We start from the raw sequence: 18572 nt of genomic DNA, 5'->3' as shown, positions 1-18572 counted from the left end.
GCAGCAAAAGAAAACCGCAACACCATGGAAATACGGAAGAAGCACTCCATTCAGGGACTACAAGGACTTATCGAATGAACACGACGGATCAAGTGCAAGACCGCAGCAAGTACAGCGAAAAATGGCAGGAGCGTTTTGCGTTTTTCGATGCTCACGGTGCGCCCAATGCACCAGGGTACAAACCGGCACTCAAGCCGCTTCCCCTCAAACAGAAGATAACCATCAACGCCAACATCATTGCGTTCTTCTTTGGACCGATTTACCTGTTTGTGCTGGGGCTGTGGAAGAAGAACCTGACGCTGATTGCGATCCTTGTTGCGCTGACTGTCGTGCTGGAGTTTGTCTATGCACTGGTCGATTTCAGCTTTGCCAAGCAGGTCAACTTTGCCTTGGGCTTTGCTTTCAACCTGTTGTATGCACTCACCACCAACTACGCGTACTACCTCAAGGAACAAAAGGGCGAACAGGGATGGAACCCGTTCAAAGGCATGCGCTGGTAATCAATAGTACAGGGTGATCATCGAAGCCAGCCCTTGAGTGAAGCGTGACTCTACGCGCCTTTTTGGAAGACGCTGTGAGTCACCGTTCTCGTGGGTGGCAACTTCCCACAGTGTTAAATCTGAATGTTCGCAAAGTGGACATTGAACGTCGTACCACTCTGCGCGCTTGAACTGACCGACACTTCCCCGCCATGCGCCCTGGCGATTTCCCTCACGATAAATAACCCAAGCCCCACGCTGCGCCCATCGCTGTCAGTCTGCGTGCCCCGGGTCATGGGTTCGAACAGGGCGGCCATCAACGACTCTGGAATCACCGGCCCGTGGTTATTCACCGATATCACGGCCTGATCCTTTTCAAGTCGTGAGGTGATGGTGATCGGGTGTTTCAAGTCACCATAAGCCACGCCGTTAGCCACCAGATTTCCAATGATTTGCTGCACCCGATCCGCATCCAGACAGACGCTACCCGTCCCGATGGATTCATGCAGCAAGGTGGCTTCCGGAAACGCCACACGCAGTTCTTCGACGCTTTGGCCAACGAATGCGTGCAAGTCTACTGCCGAAGGCGTGATCGCAATTCCGCGCCCGGCTCTGGCCAATGCAAAGTCCAGCAGGTCGGCAATCATGCGTTCGGCACGGTCCGTCGACTGGCTGATGTGGCCGAGCATTTTGAGTTCCCTGGCTGTGTGTTCGCCTCGGGCGAGAAAATCAGAGGCCATTCTGATCGCGGTCAATGGCGTTTTCAGGTCGTGGCTGACGATGGCGACCATTTGTTCGGCGAACGAAGCCCGGCGCTGTGACTCTTCGTAGGCTTTGCTCAGTTCGGCCTGGGTTTGCTGGAGGGCGGATTCGGCGGCGGTTTTTTCCCGCAACAGGTTTTCGGCGATTTTTCGGGCATTGAGCAATTCGCGCTCGTACTTGTCGCGATCAGTCGTGACAAAGAGCGCCAGTTCATAAAACGCACCATCGGCGTGCTCGCGTCTTACACCGTTAAGCAACATGGTCACGGTGTGTTTGTCCTGGTGAACCAGATCGAGCTTTACCTCGGCGACCGAGCCTTGCATCTGCATCAGCGGCGCCCAGTGCGTTTGATGAAAGATTCGCCCGCCCATCGTCAGCAGGTCCTGAAAGCGCCGGCCGATCAATGCTTGGGCGCCGAAGCCGATCCAGCGGCTGAACGTCTGGTTACTGTGCAGGATCGTGCCGTCCTCTTTTGTCACCACCAATGCGCAGGGTGCTTCTTCGAACAGCATCCGCGGATCGGGCAGCGACGGCAGATCAATCGACATTTTCGCCCATCCACGGCGACAGGAAGCTGTCCATGGCTTCGGAGCAGGCATTTGGCGCGCTCATGTGCGGACAATGGCCGACGTTAGCCACCAGGCTGAGCGTGCTGTTGGGAAGCACGGCGTGCAAGTACTCGCCGACGGCGATGGGGGCGATGAGGTCGTCGGTGGATTGCAGGATCAGGGTAGGCGTGGTCAGCCCCGCGATGTCCTGGCGGTTGTCGGACAGGAACGTCACTCGCGCAAATTGCCTGGCGATTTCGGGTTCGGTGCGGCAGAAGCTGTTGGTCAGCTCTTCGCCCAGTGCCGGTTGCCCTGGGGCGCCCATGATGACGGGAGCCATGTTGCTGGACCAGCCAAGGTAGTTACTGTCGAGGGTGTCGAGCAACGAGTGGATGTCCTCGAGTTTGAAGCCGCCCACGTAGTCGTCGCAATCGATGTAGCACGGAGAAGGGCCAACCATGACATGGGCTGCGATTTTCCCCGGGGACTGGCGGTCAGCCAGAGCACCGATCATGCTGCTGACAGAGTGGCCGACTATGATCACCGGCCCGCTGCCGTACTGATCGATGATCTCACCCAGATCCTCGGCGTACCCGGCCAGTGAGTTGTATTTTTCCGGGTCATAGGCGTTGAGGTCCGACTGGCCCGCACCGACCAGGTCATACAGGACAACCTTGAAGCGATTGGTGAAATGGTCGACGAGATAACGCCACATGGTCTGGTCGCAGCCAAAGCCGTGGGAAAAGATCAGTGTTGAAGGGCCATCACCCATCACCGTTACGTTATTGCGATGTTGAAGATCCATGGGTGTAATCCGGGCGGGGCAAAGGTATTTTTGGTGTCTTTGGCAGTGTAGGTAGTCAGAGGTATCCGGTCACGCATTAATACAGGGAACGGCCCTGGCGACCGCTGGGCAGGGGCGCTCGGGTCTCCAAACCGGAGCGAACTCACCTGTTTTCGAAGCCGTCCAGGTCAAAAATTATATCAGCGCAGGCTCCACGACACGCCGACATACGCCGCCAGACCCTCGCCCGGCGTGGACCGTGCCGCGTCCAGTCCATTGTCGTCATAGCCCGGCGTGACGGTGGCGGCGTAGTGCTTGTCAGTCAGGTTGCGCACATCCAGCCAGGTCTGCCAGTCGCCCTTGGGCGCGTTGTAGCCCAGGGTTGCGCCGAACAGCGCGTATGGATCGGTGTAATAGCTGTTGGCGTAATCAACCGCCACCTTGGACACCCATTGTGTATTGAGCGCGGCGAAGAAGCCCTGGGGACAGTCATAGCGCAGTTCGCCCTGGTAATAGTGCATCGGCAGGCCGGGCAGGCGGTTGTCGCCGAAGCGGTCGTCGTCGCGGTAGTGGAAGTCGCTGAAGGTATAGCTCTGGCGCAGGCTCAGCTGGCCGCCGTCGTCCCGCGACCAAAGGTTGCTCTGCAGGCTGGCTTCCACGCCCTGGTGCACGGTGGGGCTGGCGTTGAGTTCGTAGGGCGTGGTGGCGTTGGCATCTGGCAACACCGAGAGCAGTTCGTGGCGCACCTGGGCGTAGTACCAGGCCAGGCTCCATTGCCCCATCGTGCTGTCGCCGCGGCCGCCGATTTCCAGGGTGGTCGCGGTCTGGTTTTGCAACTTTATCGGATCGCGCTGGGCGCCCGTGGCGGCGCCGCTGCCTGCCGGGAAGCGGATGCTGGAGCTGTAGATCAGCGACCAGGGGTGTGGCGCCTCGACCGAGCGGCTGAGATTGCCGAACAACTGCAGGTCGGGTGTCAGTTGGTAGCGCAGGCCCAGGCGGGGGGCGTAGTCCCAGTCGTTCAGGCTGGTCTTGCCGCCGCCTTGGGGGTAGGTCACGGCGCTTTCGCGGCGGGTGTAGATGGCGGCGAGGCCGGTGGTCAACCATAGGTCGTCGGCGATCTCCAGGTCATTGCCCACATGCAAGACGGTGTCCGAACCCTGATAAGTAAAGTTGCGCATGTGCGTGCCCGGCGCGTAGCCGGCGGTGTTGCCGGTGGGGATGCGCACCCGTTCGCTGGCGCCGGCATTGGGAAGGTGCTTGGTCACTCGCAGACCCACAGTGCTATGGCTTTGCAGGCCCCAGAGGGTGTCGCGACGCTTATAGTCGAAGGTGCCGCTGACATCCGTGTAGGCGACCTTTAAACGGTTGGGCCCCTCGCGCAAGTCCATGGGATAGTCGTGGTAGACCAGGCCGGCCTGGAGGCTCGAATCGTCGTCGATGTAGTAGGTGGTCTTGTTGCCGATGAAAGTGCTGCCCGGCTGCTCACGGCTGTCGTCGCGCGATACGTAGGCGGGGTTGGCGGCCCGTGGGTCATGCTCGATGGAATGCTTGGTGACGCGCCCGGCGAGGTCGTTGTCGGTCTGGCGATAGCGCAGGTAGAAGCGCGTTTCCAGGTTCGGGTTGAAGCGATAACCGAAGTTGGCGATGACCCCCTGGCTCTCGCTGGCCGTGTGGTCCTGGTAGCCGTCTGCCCGCGCGTCGGTCGTGGACACGTAGTAGTCGAAGTCGCCCAGCACCTGCCCCGAACTGACTTGGCGCTGCTGATAACCGCGGCTGCCCATGGCGTAGCGCACCTGCAACAGTGGTGCGTCGTAGCCGGTATGGCTGATGTAGTCGATGGCCCCGCCCAGGGCCAGGGCGCCTCTGTCGAAACCGTTGGCGCCGCGCAGCACTTCCACGTGGTCGAGCCACAACGGCTCGAGCAACTCATAGGGCGTGCCACCCGGGCCGGTCAGCGGCAGGCCGTCGAGCATGGCGTACAAACCCGAGGCATGGGCACCCGGCGCGCGGTTGATCCCCGAGCCGCGGATCGAGATCTTGACCCCTTCGTTGCCCGCGGACTGGGCATAGACCCCCGGTTGATAAGCCAGTACATCCTGATTGCTCGCTACGCGGCCCTGCAGGGGGCGGCGCAGATCGACCACATTGGTGCCGCCGGGCACTTCGGCCAGCCGGGCCCTGGCGTCCTCGATCGACGCGTCTTCACCGCTCTGGCCCTCAGCCTGAATCAGCACTTGTCCCAGTTCCAGGCCTTGGGTCTCGGCCATGGCCGGACAGGCAAGGGCCAGCCCCAGCAGCGCAGCGGGCAAGGTTTTGGGCGAGGGCATTGAGGGAACTCCAGACGGACAGGAACGGGCAGTGAAGAACTGCGACGTAGAGAAGAACGAAGGAAACACATGGCAATTTTGTTTTCTGAGTCGGTAACGCCATCGCCAGGTGGCTTTTTTCGCTAGCCAGTCGTGCGTCGTTAGTCGAATGCGACCCCAATAAAGGGGCCGCTGCCGGTCAGTCGACATTGATGCCGGCTGTCAGTCCGCATTCGCGAGCAGGCTCGCTCCCACATTGCATCTCTGCCGAACGCAGGCGTTGCGCAGGGGGGGCGCGGCAAGGATGCAGTGGTACCTACCCTACAGCCATGTAGTCACCACCCGCCGATCCAGTTCCTCCCAATCCGCCATGCCCAATACCCGCATGGTGTTCAACCCGCGCAAATAACCGCGCAACTGATTGGCGGTGGCCCGCGCAAGCTCCGGCTCGGGCGCTTCTTCGCACATCAGGACCGTTTCGTATTCGATCAGGTACTCGGCAACCCGGTCACGGAAGTCGGGTAACACGGCGTCGCGGATCAGGTCAAAAGTTCTCAAGGAAAGATCCTCTTCAAGCTTGTCCAGTCATTATGAGTGTGCATCCGTCTGCGCGACGCACAACTATTGCTAGAAGTAATAGTGATCATCAAGAAACGCAAGTTCTGCTTTGTCGGCAATAGTTGGAAAATCGCCTTCATCGAACACGCAGCTCAAGAATTCGCGTGATGAAGACATTACTTTCAGGATGAGATCGATGCGCCCTTTATTTGTGCCTGCCATGGCCTTTGTCTTGTTGATCGCCGGTTGTGCCTCTGTGCCGAACGATCCGACCCTGACCTTGCAGACCAGCAAGACCCCAGCCCAATACGCCGACTGCGTCGTGCCGAAATTGCAGGGCAGCGCGTTGAACCCGACGGTTTTGCAGACACAGCGTAGTTACCGGATCGTGGTGCCCAGCAAAGTTTCGGCGGACAACGTGCTGGAAGCCTACAAGGCGGGGAAGGGCGGCAAGGTGTTCATCTACGAACGGCATTTCCTGGCCGCGAACTTCCTGCCTTCGAGTTTTCAACGCGCCGCGCAGGAATGCATCTGAACCCCGGCCCGTAAAGGTTTTTCACAGAGCTCCTTTGGTTGGCCGCAACCAACCAATTTTTCGCCCCGCAGCCCATTTGGATGCGGGGCTTTTTTTTGATTCTTCACTGGATGGGAGGTCACTTTATTTTCAGCTTGGGCCGCAGCCCACTGATTCTGAATTAATCTGCAATTCGACCACCACTCCCTACCGAAGAGGCTAGCTTCTACTGCATCATGGGGGACACTCTAATGGCGCGAATTGGATGGGTGATGCTGGTTGTGCTGGCTGCACTACTATCGCTGGAGTGTGGCCAGGCCTTTGCGGACGGGCAGAGTTTGCTCATGGCGTGCAAAATGGTCAGGCAGAAGAACCCCACTGACTATAACGCCTTGGAGAGCGGGCTGTGCATTGGACTGATCCAGGGAGTTCGCCAGACTCTGGTGGCATACGCAGACCTTCTACCGAAAGAACATCGCGTCTGTGTTCCACGGTCAGTAAACAATGAACAGAGCGTCGGAGTCGTTGTTAATTATCTGGAGGCCCACCCCAACCAGTTATACCTGCCAGAGACGGCACTGGCGATTCAGGCACACCGAGAGGCTTACGCCTGCAAATGATCCTGCAGTCGCGACTTTATCGTCGCGTCAGTCGACCGCTATACCCCTGTCCTTATTTGAGCTCAACGGAAGCGACACGACGAATGTCGTTCCTGCGTTACGTTCTGAAGACACCTCGATGCGGCCACCGTGAGCGCCAACTATCTGATCGGCAATGAACAGGCCCAGACCCAAGCTGGAGTAGGGCCCATGTTCAATCGATGCTTGAGGTGAATAGCGTCCCATCGGGTTGAAAATAAACGGCAGTACCTCTTCAGGTATGGGGCTGCCGCTATTGTGCACACTGAACAAAAGTGTGTCGGCAGAGACTTCCAGTGTAACGGTCACGGGTTCATTGCCATCACCGTGCTGGACGGCGTTATTGATCAAATTGGAAAAGACCTGCTCCAGGCGATCGCCATCGAAATGACCTGTGGCGTGCCCGACCGAATTCAAGTGGATGTCGGTCTCGGGGTAGACAGTGCGGGATTCGTCGACAATTCTTTCGCACAGGGGGCCGACGTCTGTTTCAACCTGTTTTACCGGTATGCCGGGGCCGACCTGAGATCGGGTGAAATCCAGCAGGTCGCCGACTATCTGGCTGGCCCTCTTCACGCTTGAATAGATTCGTGACGCGATTTTTGTGGGCCGCGGACCTAAATCGTCCGTGCGCAGTAATACGTCCGCGCCCAGGAGTATTGCGCTCAATGGCGTGCGCAAGTCATGCCCCAAAATGCCGAGGAAAACATTGCGTGAGGCCTGCACAGCCTTCGAGTAGCTGTTGATCGATTCGGCGAGCGCCTGATCGATGGCCTCATTGAATCGGATCATGTCTTCGACGTGGAGCGGTGTCCCGGCCTTCATCTGGTTCATCCAGTGATTGATCACGCTTGCGCGTAGTGCCTGGAACTCTGCAACCAATTGGTCGATGGTGAATCCCGACATCAGGCGGGTAATCGCATGGGATTTGGCGGCGGTCAGTTCCTCCGAAGCGTCATGACCTTGCGATTTTTCTATCTGTTGTTGGGCCGATTGCTCAGTCCGTAAATCAGCGGCGATGGTTCGAAGCATCAATTCGGCATGGTCACGAAGCGCCTCCGTGTCGAGAGGCTTGCCAGGCGTGTCCATCGTTCGAGCAAAATTCTCCCATTGCTGGACAATGGGTTCGATATTTTCGAGGATGAATCCCGATAAACGCATAGCGGTCCGGACCTGAACGTTGAACCGTGCAGGGCGCCGGTTCGGTGACTCAGTAAAGCATCAATCACCCATGGACGGGCAAACTCCTTGGATGTGTGGCAGGCGCCGGTTGGGGTGGTCTGATTTGCACAGAGGGGATTGCAGCGCTCACGCCCGCGCGCCGGACGGAACGTCAGCACGTCATCAATGACTTCCCCGCCATTCAAACGTAATCTTGCCAACTCGCTTACCCCGATAAGAAAAACAACAGGAGTCATTGATGCAACCGATCCGTCTCGGTCTGGTGGGCTACGGCAAGATTGCCCAGGATCAACACGTCCCCGCGATCAACGCCAACCCCGCGTTTGAGCTGGTGTCTGTCGCAACGCAAGGGCAGCCCTGCGCCGGGGTAGAGAACTTCGGGTCCCTGAGCGAGCTGCTCGAAAAGGGTCCGCCCGTCGATGCGATTGCGTTTTGCACGCCGCCCCAAGGACGATTTGCCCTGGTGCAACAAGCGCTGGCCGCTGGCAAACACGTGCTGGTAGAAAAGCCGCCGTGCGCCACCTTGGGTGAAGCGATGGCATTGGTCGATCAGGCCGGGGCACGAGGTGTCAGCGCTTTGTTCGCCTGGCATTCACGCTACGCGCCCGGCATCGAAGCCGCCCGTGACTGGCTGGCCAGCCGCACCCCGCAAAGCGTACGGATCGACTGGAAGGAAGATGTGCGCAAGTGGCACCCTGGCCAGGCATGGATCTGGCAACCCGCAGGCCTGGGCGTTTTCGATCCCGGCATCAATGCCTTGTCGATTGCTACCCATCTGCTGGCGCTGCCGCTGTTTGTCGAGTCTGCCGAACTGCGGGTCCCCAGTAACTGCCAGTCACCTATTGCCGCTTCCATCAAGATGTCTGACGCGCGCCATCTCGATGTGTGCGTGGAGTTTGATTTCGACCACGGTCATGATGAATTGTGGAGCATCGAGATTCGCTGCGCCGAAGGCACCCTGCGCCTGGACAACGGTGGCGCGCTGTTGAGTATTGACGGCGTGCGCCAGGCCGTATCGGAGGAGGGCGAATACGCGGCGGTGTATCGGCATTTTCAACAGCTGATCGGCGACAACGCCAGTGACCTGGACCTGCAGCCGTTGCGACTGGTCGCCGACAGCTTCTTTGTCGGCAGTCGGACGTCGGTTGCGCCGTTTTATGATTAGGTTTGTGGTGAAAAGGAACCGCAGTTGAACGAACAGACATTGTCCATGCGCCTGGAGCGCGTGGCGGCGCATGTGCCAGCCGGCTCGCGCCTGGCCGATATAGGCTCGGATCACGGCTACCTGCCGGTGGCCTTGATGCGCCGCGGCGCCATCGTGGCGGCGGTGGCCGGCGAGGTGGCCTTGACGCCGTTCCGCTCGGCCGAACGCACCGTGCGCGAGAATGGCCTGGACCAGCGGATCAGCGTGCGCCTGGCCAGCGGCCTGGCGGCGATCGAACCGGGAGACGGGATCACGGCGATCAGCATCTGTGGCATGGGCGGCGAGACGATCCGTGACATCCTGGACGGCGGCAAGGCGCGGCTGAGCGGCGAGGAACGTCTGATCCTGCAGCCCAACGGCGGCGAGCAGCCCCTGCGCCAATGGCTGATGGACAATGGCTACCGCATCCTCTGCGAAGAATTGTTGCGGGAAAACCGCTTCTACTACGAAATCATCGTCGCCGAGCGCGCCGGGCCGGTGATGTACACCGCCGAGGAGTTGTACTTCGGCCCGCTGCAGATGCAGGCACGCACCCCGGCGTTCCTGCTCAAGTGGCAGCGCATACTGCGCCACAAGCAGCAGACCCTGACCCACTTCGCCCGGGCGCGGCAGGCCGTGCCCGAAGAGAAGGTGCAGGAGATCGCCCGGCAGGCCCGGTGGATCACCGAGTTGCTGGCTTGAGCCCGGCCTGGGGTTGATCCGAAAGGTCGCCGAAAACCAACTTAAGCTGCTCGCTCCAGTGCATCCAGCAAATCGACAAACTGCACCGATAGCTTATGGCGCGGTGCCAAATGGATGAGGGGTACGGATTTTTCGTGGGACTCACGCATTTTGATTGAGCTACTCAGATAAACCGGTAGCACGGGAAGACCCTCTGCGAGCATTTCGTCTACGAGTGTCTGGTGCAAGCCGGTGCGTGCGACAAATTGATTAACCACCACTCCCTCGACCTGCAGCGATTCATTGTGATCCATGCGCAGGTCTTCTATTTGAGCGATGACGCTATTCAAGGCCTGCCGGGAAAAGCTGTCGCAATCATAGGGGATCAGCAAACGATCAGCGGCGACCAGGGCGCTGAAGGTAAAGAAATTCAGCGAGGGAGGGGTGTCGATATAGATGCGCTCGTAATCTTCGGAAAGCTCCACCAGCAACCTGCGCAGCTTGTTGATCTTGAACTTGCTCTCAAGTTTTGACTGCAGATCCAGAAGATCAGGACTGGCGGTCACCAGATGGAGGTTCTCGTAAGCAGTCGCGGTTATGGCCACTCGACACTTCCTGTTGGCAAAGCCTCCAGACAGTGTCTGTCTGAAGAAGTCGGCAATGCCCGTGGGAATGTCGTCTTTGAGCAGGCCCGTGAGGTAGTGAGTCGAATTCGCTTGAGGGTCGAGATCAACCAGTAATGTTCGGTAGCCTTGCGCTGCACTCACAGCGGCAAGATTGCAGGCGATGCTGGATTTTCCAACACCACCTTTTTGATTGAAGACGACACGACGCATGAGGGCTGTTCAATCCGTGAAGGAGGCCTGAAGCCAAGGTTATGAAACCGATTGATTTCAATATATGACTAACAGATTTCAGTTTTAAGACAGCCCCTCTCATCAGCGTTTGTGCAGCGCCCCCCGCTGCCTATACAAGACCGACGAACGACAGGATAACCAGCACGATCACCACTGCCCCAACGATGTAGATAATATTGTTCATAAAACGTACCTCTCTATTTCGACAGGATGTAGAACACCAAGGTGTCTAAACAAATGACACCTTGGCGCTGCGTTCCGTTCCGCAAACCGATTTCCGGGCGAAGTCGTTGAAACCCAAGGCGCTGAAGGAATGGAAAGCAAAATACGGTTCCGAAAAAATGGAGTCCTGGCTGGCCAGGTGAATTTGATCTGAGTACAAAGGGCCCCTCAAGGGCCCTTTTTACTGCGTGGATTATTCAACGCTGGTGTTTACCTGATCACTGATAAGTTGAGCCAGTATGCGTACCGGTTCGGTAAAGCTTTGCCGAGCCCTATGCACGAGCCCGATGTCACGATGGAAGGTGTGCTGTCCAAGGTCGAGCGCTCGTACACCTGTGGGCCATTCCTGATGCGTTGCTGTCTGCGGCACCAGCGCTACACCAACGCCATTTTCCACCAGCTTGATGATGGCCTCCAGTTCATCCAGCTCGCACACCTCACGCAAGGTGAAATGCATCTGGCGCAGGAAGCGGTCGACTTGCCTGCCCCCGAAGGATGATCGGTCGTACCGAATGAAAGGTTGGCTGGAAAGCAGCTTTGACCAATCGTCTCCCGGCACTTCTCGCGGAACGATCAGACGGTAAGGCTCAAGCGCCAAGGTTGTCCAACGCAGATCGCTTTGAAGCGAGAAGGGCGGGCGAATAATTGCCGCCATGTCTATTTCGCCGGCATCCACGAGGTTGACCAACTCCATCGATAGCCCTGGGATTACTCGTGTGCGGCACTGCGGGCATTGTTGGTGAAACTTGGCCAGGGCGTCCGGTAAAAAGGAGCGTTGGACGGAAGCGATTGCACCAATGTTCACCAGAATGCTCGCGGGAAGTCCGACCGTGGTAGAGCCCAGATTGTCGTAGAGGCGAAGCAGCTCTTGAGCCTGTAGAAGTATCTGATGGCCCATCCTGTTGAGGTGGGCCGAGCGTCCTTTCCTGTCGAATATTTCGAAGCCAAGCTCGGCCTCCAGGCGCTGAATCTGTGCGCTCACGGCGGCCTGGGTGAGACCGATCCTGTTCCCGGCAGCAGCGAAAGTGCCTTCACGGGCTACAGCAATGAGTGTCTTGAGTTCTTTGATCATTCACAAATATTAATTGTATTTCTAAGAAATTTATATTGATTTTATTGTTTGGTTTGCCGCTCTACGATGTGGCTATCCCCCGACGACAGCCCCAACCTCTGAGCCGACGTCGGTGGGGCGGCGGATCTTGAAGCGTCGCGAAAACCAACGGGCAGCATTCATACGGCCCGTTCTTCACCAATAAAAATACTGTCATTGGAGTTCTGATGAGCCTCTCGCCTTTCCACCTCGCAATCCCGGTTTACGACCTCGCTGGCGCACGCACCTTTTACAGTGAAGTGCTTGGCCTGGAAGAAGGTCGTTCCAGCACCCAGTGGGTCGACTTCAACTTTTATGGCCACCAGCTGGTTATTCATGAACATCCAAAAACCGCTGCCCAGGAAAGCGTCCATAGCAATCCGGTTGACGGCCACGACGTACCTGTTCCTCACTTCGGCATCATCCTGGGCTGGGAGCAGTGGGAAGCACTGGCCGAGCGCCTGAAGTCCTTTGGCACTGAGTTTGTGATTGAACCCTACATCCGATTCAAAGGGCAGGTTGGCGAACAAGCCACCATGTTTTTGTTTGATCCTTGCGCAAATGCCCTGGAATTCAAGGCCTTCAAGGATATGAGCCAGCTCTTCGCAAAATAAGAAACGGGTTGGCACAACAGCGTTGTGCCATTTGAACTCAAGTGAGCTGGAAGCTCATGACTCTAGCAACTGCCAATTAACGCAGTCCTTTCATTCCAACAAGAAGGCTAGACATGAAACGTATTCCCTTGGTGTGGCAAATCATTGCCGGGCTGTTGCTTGGCGTGCTTGTCGGTTGGTATTTCAATACTCATCCGCAGTATCAATCGTGGGTCAGTGCGCAAGTCCTGAAACCGCTCGGCGACATCTTTATCAAGATGATGAAGATGGTGGTTGTTCCGATCGTGTTCTGTTGCATGATCCTGGGCATCGCAGGAGGCGGAGATAACAAGTCATTTGGTCGTATGGGCATAAAGTCGTTGGGATATTTTTTTGCGATCACCGGCCTGGCGATTGTGATGGGTCTTTGTTTCGCGAATATCTTCGAGCCTGGCACAGGCACTGATATTTCCGGCATTACGCATAGCGCTGCGTCCATCACGATGGAACCTTCGAAGGGCGCTCTCGTGATTGTGCAGAACATCGTCCCGGACAACGTCTTTGTGGCAATGTCCGAAGCCAAGCTGCTGTCGGTGCTGTTCTTCGCCGTGTTGTTCGGCATGGCATTGAACTCGCTTCCCAAGGAGAAGAGCGCGCCAGTGGTCGCTATGGTTCAGGGTGTTTCTGATGCGATGTTCAAAGTGGTTTCTATTGTCATGGCTTATGCTCCGATAGGTGTATTTGGCATGATTGGCGCCACCGTTGCGACCTTTGGATTTGCCTCGCTATTGCCCCTGCTCAAGTTGATTGGTGTGGTTTATCTGGCCCTGATTGTCTTCGCATTGGTGGTGCTCGGGGGGATCTGCTATCTGATCGGCGAAAACATTTTCAAGCTGATCAAGTATTTCCGGAATGAGTTGATTCTTGCATTTTCGAGTGCAGCATCCGCAGCGGTCATGCCGCAGTTGATGAGCAAGTTGGAGAGCTACGGTGTCCCGCGGCGGATCGTCAGTTTTGTGGTGCCGGTGGGTTATGCATTCAATCTGGATGGTGCATCGATTTTTCTGGGCGTGGCGACGATCTTTGTCGCTCAGCTTTATGGAATCGATCTTTCGCTGTCTCAGCAGATTTTGCTGGTAGTGACGATGGTGCTGACTTCCAAAGGTGCTGCCGGGGTACCTGGATTTGCCATCATTATCTTGTCAGCTACGTTGGCCTCTGCCGGTCTTCCATTGGAGGGGGTTGCACTGATCGCGGGCATCTTCAGGATTATCGATAGCGGTACCACCACATTGAACGTGTTGGGGAATGCCATCGCACCGTTGGTTATCGCCAAATGGGAGAGGGCGGCCCTTGAGCCTTCACGAGTCCATCCGGTAGCGCAAAAAGCATAGCAATCCACGAGAAGGCGTCCGACAGGAAACGCTAACGGCTCAGTCAGTTCATCAGGTGTGGGTGAGAGCAGGAGAAATGCCTGGTGGTGAAACTGGGCGCTGAGGTCTGCGACTTGTCGGAAGATATGCGCACGGTGCTGGAAGAGGGCACCGCGCTGATCATCCAGCGGATCACGCGTTGTGTTGAGCAGGGCATGGCCGATGGTTCTATCTCTAAGGCCCAGGACGCGCTGACATTATCCGAATCGTTGTACCAGCTATGGCTTGGCGCCTCGCTGTTGGTCAAGGTCAAGAAGACCACGGCTCCCTTTGAAACTGCACTGGTCACAAGTAAACGCCTGCTGGCCTAGAGGCGTTTTTTTTAACCGACTTACTAGACGACTGGTCTAATAGTAGAGGTATTCAGCATGATTGATAACAGTCATAACACCGATCTTTTCTCGCCCGCGCAGATGGGCGCCTTGCAACTGGCTAATCGTATCGTCATGGCTCCGGTGGCGCGCAGCCGGATGGCAGAAGATGGGGTGCCTAATGAACTGCACGCTGACCATCGCGCCCCGGTGGTTCCCCTTGCCCGACAGTGATCATCGCCCCTGCAATGCCGCTAGACCCAATGGTCATTGGTACATCATTTCAATCAGGAGTACATCATGAGCAATCCAACTTACGTCCAGGAATACAACGCGATCGTCGACGTGCTTAGCCAGTACAACGAAGGTGGTGCCAAAGCTGACAGCGCGTTGATGAAGCCCGCGTTCAGCCAGCAGGCCACCATGTTTGGCGTCGATGGCGACAAACTCGTCGGCGGCGCGATTCAGAACCTGTACGACGTCATCGACAACTCCTTCCGTCCGTCCCCCGAAGCCCAAGCCGCGATCGTTCGCATCGACATCGTGGGTACTGCCGCCAGTGCTCGGGTCGATACCGACAACGTTTCGGGATTTCGTTTCACCGACTTCTTCAACCTCCTGAAGGTAGAAGGCAAGTGGACGATCGTCAGCAAGATTTACCACACCCACCCGAGCGCTTAATCCCTTAAATGCATTTGGCGAGGTGCGTTGTACCTCGTCCTCACTGAAAGGAGAGACCCATGTCAAAGAACATCAAGGCAGTACAGTTCGAAGGTTGAGTGTCCAACGATCCCGGTTGAGTCCAAGGCCGAAAAGCATCCCTCAAGTTTGGGTAAAGTTGCCTTCGTGTGTCTTGTGTTCACTTCACGCGATGTTCACTGATGCAAGCGGCTCCCGTGATGCCGCGTGTGCAGCAAGGAAAGCAAGTACAGCTGCCACGCCCAGCAAAGTGGCGCTCAACTCGAAGGTCGCTCGATAGCCAATCGAGTCAAACACCAACCCGCCAACGGTTGCGCCCGATGCAATGGCCAGTTGGATGATCGCCACCATCAAGCCGCCTCCCGCTTCAGCGGCGTCTGGCAACGTTCGGGCCAGCCATGTCCACCATCCCACGGGCGCAGCGGTGGCAACCAGTCCCCAGAGGCCAAGCAGGACAGTGGTGGTAACTGCCGAGCTACCGAATGAAACAAGCGCCAGTGCAATCGCCGCCATCAAGATCGGGATGACGATGAGGGTTCGATGCAGGCCATTTTTCAGGAACGCTTCAATCAGGAATGTTCCAGCGAGACCCGCCAAGCCGAGGACGAGCAACATCAGCGACAGCGTGGAAACACTGACGTGGGTCACCGTTTCAAGGAAAGGGCGCAGATAGGTAAACAGCATGAACTGACCCATGAAGAAGACACTGACCGCCACCATGCCTAACGCGACGGGCAGGCTTTTCATCAACCTGAAGACATTCCCGGTGCTTGGAGCGCTGTGCGACTTGATCGCTGGAAGGCTGAAAAAAAGCCAGACACAGGCGATAACCGCGACCGGAATGACGCACAGGAACGCCCCGCGCCAGCCGATCAAGGCGCCGAGAAAACTGCCTAATGGCGCAGCAATCACGGTTGCCAAAGCGTTGCCGCCGTTGACGATTGCCATTGCGCGAGTGATCTGGTCATCAGGCACCAGGCGCATGGCGGTTGCCGCCGACAATGACCAGAAGCCACCAATCGCAATACCAATCAGCGCGCGGCCGATCATGAACACCCAGTAGTTCGGTGCGAATGCGACCACTGTTCCGGAAAGGATCATCAACAGTGTCAGTGAAAGGAGCAGCGGTTTGCGCTCAACCCGCCTGGCCACCGTTGCGATCAGAAGACTGGTGAACAAGGCAAACAGCCCCGAAATGGAGATTCCCTGGCCGGCTTGCCCCTCGGTGATATGCAGGTCTGCGGCAATCGGTGTCAGCAGGCTGACGGGCATAAACTCCGATGCCACCAGCACGAAGGCGGCGAGCGACATGGCAAATACGGCGCCCCATGATTTGTGAGGCGTCGGGAGGAGGTGATCAGTCATTGTTTCAATCCTGTATTGCGCGAAGCGTCGCAGCCCCGGAACGAGGCCACGAGTGAAACGGTGCCTGGCCTGGGCGCCGTTCAGGCTACTTCAGGTTGCTTTTGAAGAACGTCGCCAACTTGGCGAATGGGATGAGGTTGACCCGGTCATAAAGATCCACGTGCCCGGCATCTGGAATGATGAGCAGCTCTTTAGGCTCGGCGGCTCGCTCGTAGGCATCCTCACTGAACTCGCGTGAGTGTGCCTGGTCGCCGGCAATGAACAGCAGTGGGCGCGGGGAGATGGTCTCGATGTCATTGAACGGATAGAAGTTCATGAACTTCACGTTGCTGGTCTGCGTCGGCATGGTGGTTGTCTGCGCCGATGCGCCAGCCGGAGTGACTTCGCCGCGCGGCGTGCGATAGAAATCGTAGAACTCGTTACCCACGGCGTTGCCGGTCAGTTTGAGCGGCGTGCCACCGGTGTAGCGGATTTCCCCGCCCTGGAACTCTGCATGGCGCTGCTGGCTCGCTTCGCGAATGATCTGCTGGCGTTGTTCGGCCGTTACGCCCTGCTTGAGGCCGTTACGATTGGCCGCGCCCATGTCGTACATGCTGACGGTGGCGATGGCTTTCATGCGCGGATCAATCTTCGCCGCACTGATCGCGAAGCTGCCACTGCCGCAGATGCCAAGGACGCCGATTCGCTCACGGTCGACAATCGGCAGAGTGCCGAGAAAGTCCACAGCGGCACTGAAGTCTTCCGCGTAGATATCTGGCGAGACTGCATGGCGAGGGGTGCCCTCGCTTTCGCCCCAGAAGGACAGATCCAGGGACAGTGTGACAAATCCCTGTTCGGCCATTTTGGTGGCGTACAAGTTTGCGCTCTGCTCCTTCACCGCCCCCATGGGATGGCCAACGATGATGGCGGCGCTCCTGGATTCAGGATCGAGGTCTTTTTGTTTGAACAGGTTGCCCGCCACCTTCATACCGTATTGGTTCTTGAAAGTGACCTTTTCTACGGTCACCTTGTCGCTTTTGTAGAAGTTGTCCGCACCGTTCGACATATCGGCTCCCATTGAAGAAAAAGAGGTAACGAGAAGCCCCATGGCAAGCAAAATTCCTTTCACTGGATTTTCCTTTCGATTGAATAGTTGTGGGCTGGAGTTTTTGTACAAGCGTTCTGTCAGCCAGGGTGGGGGGGGCGATCACACAGCGATACTTGACGTCATGGAGTTGCCTCAATGGGTTTGTCGAATAACATTCTCCGGTTCTTCCCAGACTCCCTGTAGTGCATTGCACTGGATTATTTGCCTGATCCTATGAGTCTCGTTTTTTTTGCAGGACGGTCGTGTGCTGCCGGGTTAGAGTTCAGCGAAGAGGTGCAAGACGAACATGACGATCAAACACGACTCTGCTTCTCAACGGGCATCGCCACAGGAAACGCTAGCGCGGATCATCGGCGCGCAGGTCTCCAAACCAGGTGATTACGCAACGCCCATTACGGGCCTCGGTTTTTTCAGACGCGAACATCCATCACCGCCCGTGGTCTGCATGGTCGAGCCAAGTATCATTCTCGTCGCCCGGGGGGAGAAACAGCTCTGGGTAGGTGGCGTAGGCTACCCGTATGACACTTCGCGATTTCTGATCACCTCCCTGGACTTGCCTGCCAATTCAGAAGTGCTGGCGGCCAGCCCGGAACAGCCATGCCTGGGGCTGACGTTGAAGCTCGACCTGCGCATGCTGGCTGAGCTGATAGCGCAGAGTGACCTGCCGCCAACCCGTGATCGTGCAGTTGCGAAGGGGGTAGGAATTGGTGTGGTGACCCCTGCAATGCTGGCGTCATTCGAGCGCTTACTGGCTCTGCTCGATGAGCCGGAGTCCATCCCTGTGCTTGCCCCACTGATACAGCGCGAGATTCACTACCGTCTCTTGCAGAGTGATCAGGCGGGCCGGCTTCGACAAATAACCTCTGTCGATGGCCAAGGTTATCGGATCGCCAAAGCCATCGATTGGTTGAAGTTGAATTACACCTCGGCACTTCGCGTCGATGAACTTGCGGCCCGGGTGCAGATGAGTACTCCGACCTTTCACCATCACTTCAGGCAACTCACCGCAATGAGCCCCTTGCAATACCAGAAATGGCTGCGCCTGAACGAGGCGAGGCGGTTGATGCTCAACGAACACCAGGGCGTATCCAGTGCGGCTTTCAACGTTGGATATGAAAGCCCGTCCCAGTTCAGTCGTGAATACAGCCGTCTGTTTGGGGTTGCTCCCAAACGGGATATTGCCGTGTTGCGTGGCCACGCCAAATAGTGGATGTTGGTAAGTCAACCAAATGTACCCAGGTGTACATTTAAGGGTCATCAGAGTACATTCGGCTTACGCA

Annotated in this window: 18 protein-coding genes and 2 pseudogenes; 11 read left to right on the top strand and 9 right to left on the bottom strand. The window is 57.2% G+C overall.

Annotated features, from left to right (window positions below):
• The first annotated feature begins 74 nt into the window (after nucleotides 1-74).
• A complete protein-coding gene (locus ACA041_RS19555) occupies nucleotides 75-500 on the top strand; it encodes a DUF2628 domain-containing protein (RefSeq protein WP_497436059.1) in 426 nt (141 codons plus the stop codon).
• 113 nt (nucleotides 501-613) lie between these two features.
• Here ACA041_RS19555 and ACA041_RS19550 read toward each other — a convergent pair whose 3' ends face one another.
• From ACA041_RS19550 to ACA041_RS19535, 4 genes are all read right to left on the bottom strand, one after another.
• Nucleotides 614-1789: a PAS domain-containing sensor histidine kinase gene (locus ACA041_RS19550; protein ID WP_497436055.1), complete on the bottom strand. Its 1176-nt coding sequence runs from the start codon at nucleotides 1787-1789 to the stop codon at nucleotides 614-616.
• Nucleotides 1779-2594 (bottom strand): alpha/beta fold hydrolase, encoded by an 816-nt coding sequence (locus ACA041_RS19545; protein WP_497436050.1) that lies wholly within the window; start codon nucleotides 2592-2594, stop codon nucleotides 1779-1781. Before ACA041_RS19545 ends, ACA041_RS19550 begins: the two co-directional genes overlap by 11 nt.
• A 179-nt stretch (nucleotides 2595-2773) precedes the next feature.
• Nucleotides 2774-4900 (bottom strand): TonB-dependent receptor family protein, encoded by a 2127-nt coding sequence (locus ACA041_RS19540; RefSeq protein ID WP_497436047.1) that lies wholly within the window; start codon nucleotides 4898-4900, stop codon nucleotides 2774-2776.
• 300 nt (nucleotides 4901-5200) lie between these two features.
• Nucleotides 5201-5437 (bottom strand): hypothetical protein, encoded by a 237-nt coding sequence (locus ACA041_RS19535; RefSeq protein WP_497436044.1) that lies wholly within the window; start codon nucleotides 5435-5437, stop codon nucleotides 5201-5203.
• A gap of 196 nt (nucleotides 5438-5633) precedes the next feature.
• Between ACA041_RS19535 and ACA041_RS19530 the strand changes: the two genes are divergently transcribed.
• Together ACA041_RS19530 and ACA041_RS19525 are read left to right on the top strand one after the other, a co-directional pair.
• On the top strand, nucleotides 5634-5972 hold the full coding sequence (locus tag ACA041_RS19530; RefSeq protein WP_497436041.1) for a hypothetical protein: 339 nt from the start codon (nucleotides 5634-5636) through the stop codon (nucleotides 5970-5972).
• Between the two features lie 215 nt (nucleotides 5973-6187).
• On the top strand, nucleotides 6188-6571 hold the full coding sequence (locus ACA041_RS19525; RefSeq protein WP_497436035.1) for a Rap1a/Tai family immunity protein: 384 nt from the start codon (nucleotides 6188-6190) through the stop codon (nucleotides 6569-6571).
• Between the two features lie 27 nt (nucleotides 6572-6598).
• Here the strand turns inward: ACA041_RS19525 and ACA041_RS19520 are convergent, their stop codons facing one another.
• Nucleotides 6599-7750 carry an ATP-binding protein gene (locus tag ACA041_RS19520; RefSeq protein WP_497436029.1) on the bottom strand — a complete coding sequence of 384 codons (1152 nt, stop codon included), beginning with the start codon at nucleotides 7748-7750 and terminating at the stop codon, nucleotides 6599-6601.
• 259 nt (nucleotides 7751-8009) lie between these two features.
• On the opposite strand from ACA041_RS19520, the gene ACA041_RS19515 reads away from it, so the two are divergent.
• Entirely contained in the window at nucleotides 8010-8936 is a 927-nt protein-coding gene (locus tag ACA041_RS19515) for a Gfo/Idh/MocA family protein (RefSeq protein WP_497436026.1), read from the top strand.
• A gap of 24 nt (nucleotides 8937-8960) precedes the next feature.
• Complete coding sequence (locus tag ACA041_RS19510) at nucleotides 8961-9656, top strand: tRNA (adenine(22)-N(1))-methyltransferase (protein ID WP_497436023.1); 696 nt, start codon at nucleotides 8961-8963, stop codon at nucleotides 9654-9656.
• A 41-nt stretch (nucleotides 9657-9697) separates the two neighbouring features.
• Here ACA041_RS19510 and ACA041_RS19505 read toward each other — a convergent pair whose 3' ends face one another.
• Together ACA041_RS19505 and ACA041_RS19500 are read right to left on the bottom strand one after the other, a co-directional pair.
• Entirely contained in the window at nucleotides 9698-10471 is a 774-nt protein-coding gene (locus ACA041_RS19505) for a ParA family protein (RefSeq protein WP_497436021.1), read from the bottom strand.
• A gap of 436 nt (nucleotides 10472-10907) precedes the next feature.
• Nucleotides 10908-11786 carry a LysR family transcriptional regulator gene (locus ACA041_RS19500; protein ID WP_497436016.1) on the bottom strand — a complete coding sequence of 293 codons (879 nt, stop codon included), beginning with the start codon at nucleotides 11784-11786 and terminating at the stop codon, nucleotides 10908-10910.
• Nucleotides 11787-11992: 206 nt separating this feature from the next.
• Here ACA041_RS19500 and ACA041_RS19495 point away from each other — a divergent pair, with 206 nt between their 5' ends.
• The 5 genes and pseudogenes from ACA041_RS19495 (at nucleotide 11993) to ACA041_RS19475 (ending at nucleotide 14822) form a co-directional block, all read left to right on the top strand.
• Nucleotides 11993-12418, top strand: a complete 426-nt coding sequence (locus tag ACA041_RS19495) for a VOC family protein (RefSeq protein WP_497436011.1) — start codon at nucleotides 11993-11995, stop codon at nucleotides 12416-12418.
• 113 nt (nucleotides 12419-12531) lie between these two features.
• A complete protein-coding gene (locus tag ACA041_RS19490) occupies nucleotides 12532-13791 on the top strand; it encodes a cation:dicarboxylate symporter family transporter (protein WP_497436008.1) in 1260 nt (419 codons plus the stop codon).
• 74 nt (nucleotides 13792-13865) lie between these two features.
• Nucleotides 13866-14141: pseudogene (locus ACA041_RS19485) on the top strand (TetR family transcriptional regulator C-terminal domain-containing protein); the annotation flags it as partial.
• Between the two features lie 57 nt (nucleotides 14142-14198).
• A pseudogene (locus ACA041_RS19480) lies at nucleotides 14199-14348 on the top strand (oxidoreductase); the annotation flags it as partial.
• Between the two features lie 93 nt (nucleotides 14349-14441).
• Entirely contained in the window at nucleotides 14442-14822 is a 381-nt protein-coding gene (locus tag ACA041_RS19475; RefSeq protein WP_134102361.1) for a nuclear transport factor 2 family protein, read from the top strand.
• Nucleotides 14823-15005: 183 nt separating this feature from the next.
• Here the strand turns inward: ACA041_RS19475 and ACA041_RS19470 are convergent, their stop codons facing one another.
• Nucleotides 15006-16205, bottom strand: a complete 1200-nt coding sequence (locus tag ACA041_RS19470; RefSeq protein ID WP_497436005.1) for an MFS transporter — start codon at nucleotides 16203-16205, stop codon at nucleotides 15006-15008.
• An 85-nt stretch (nucleotides 16206-16290) separates the two neighbouring features.
• Nucleotides 16291-17313: an alpha/beta hydrolase gene (locus ACA041_RS19465; RefSeq protein WP_497436000.1), complete on the bottom strand. Its 1023-nt coding sequence runs from the start codon at nucleotides 17311-17313 to the stop codon at nucleotides 16291-16293.
• A gap of 265 nt (nucleotides 17314-17578) precedes the next feature.
• On the opposite strand from ACA041_RS19465, the gene ACA041_RS19460 reads away from it, so the two are divergent.
• A complete protein-coding gene (locus ACA041_RS19460; RefSeq protein WP_497435996.1) occupies nucleotides 17579-18499 on the top strand; it encodes an AraC family transcriptional regulator in 921 nt (306 codons plus the stop codon).
• Nucleotides 18500-18572: the final 73 nt, after the last annotated feature.

Source organism: Pseudomonas sp. LBUM1676 (genome assembly GCF_059695605.1).
The sequence above is the reverse complement of the archived record's forward strand: the minus strand, read 5'-3'. Positions and strand labels throughout refer to the sequence as shown.

What these genes read in the sequence shown, in the direction of transcription:
- ACA041_RS19555 (WP_497436059.1), top strand. Translation starts at nt 75, where the DNA reads ATGAACACGACGGATCAAGTGCAAGACCGCAGCAAGTACAGCGAAAAA.
- ACA041_RS19550 (WP_497436055.1), bottom strand. Translation starts at nt 1,789, where the DNA reads ATGTCGATTGATCTGCCGTCGCTGCCCGATCCGCGGATGCTGTTCGAA.
- ACA041_RS19545 (WP_497436050.1), bottom strand. Translation starts at nt 2,594, where the DNA reads ATGGATCTTCAACATCGCAATAACGTAACGGTGATGGGTGATGGCCCT.
- ACA041_RS19540 (WP_497436047.1), bottom strand. Translation starts at nt 4,900, where the DNA reads ATGCCCTCGCCCAAAACCTTGCCCGCTGCGCTGCTGGGGCTGGCCCTT.
- ACA041_RS19530 (WP_497436041.1), top strand. Translation starts at nt 5,634, where the DNA reads ATGCGCCCTTTATTTGTGCCTGCCATGGCCTTTGTCTTGTTGATCGCC.
- ACA041_RS19525 (WP_497436035.1), top strand. Translation starts at nt 6,188, where the DNA reads ATGGGGGACACTCTAATGGCGCGAATTGGATGGGTGATGCTGGTTGTG.
- ACA041_RS19520 (WP_497436029.1), bottom strand. Translation starts at nt 7,750, where the DNA reads ATGCGTTTATCGGGATTCATCCTCGAAAATATCGAACCCATTGTCCAG.
- ACA041_RS19515 (WP_497436026.1), top strand. Translation starts at nt 8,010, where the DNA reads ATGCAACCGATCCGTCTCGGTCTGGTGGGCTACGGCAAGATTGCCCAG.
- ACA041_RS19505 (WP_497436021.1), bottom strand. Translation starts at nt 10,471, where the DNA reads ATGCGTCGTGTCGTCTTCAATCAAAAAGGTGGTGTTGGAAAATCCAGC.
- ACA041_RS19500 (WP_497436016.1), bottom strand. Translation starts at nt 11,786, where the DNA reads ATGATCAAAGAACTCAAGACACTCATTGCTGTAGCCCGTGAAGGCACT.
- ACA041_RS19495 (WP_497436011.1), top strand. Translation starts at nt 11,993, where the DNA reads ATGAGCCTCTCGCCTTTCCACCTCGCAATCCCGGTTTACGACCTCGCT.
- ACA041_RS19490 (WP_497436008.1), top strand. Translation starts at nt 12,532, where the DNA reads ATGAAACGTATTCCCTTGGTGTGGCAAATCATTGCCGGGCTGTTGCTT.
- ACA041_RS19475 (WP_134102361.1), top strand. Translation starts at nt 14,442, where the DNA reads ATGAGCAATCCAACTTACGTCCAGGAATACAACGCGATCGTCGACGTG.
- ACA041_RS19470 (WP_497436005.1), bottom strand. Translation starts at nt 16,205, where the DNA reads ATGACTGATCACCTCCTCCCGACGCCTCACAAATCATGGGGCGCCGTA.
- ACA041_RS19460 (WP_497435996.1), top strand. Translation starts at nt 17,579, where the DNA reads ATGACGATCAAACACGACTCTGCTTCTCAACGGGCATCGCCACAGGAA.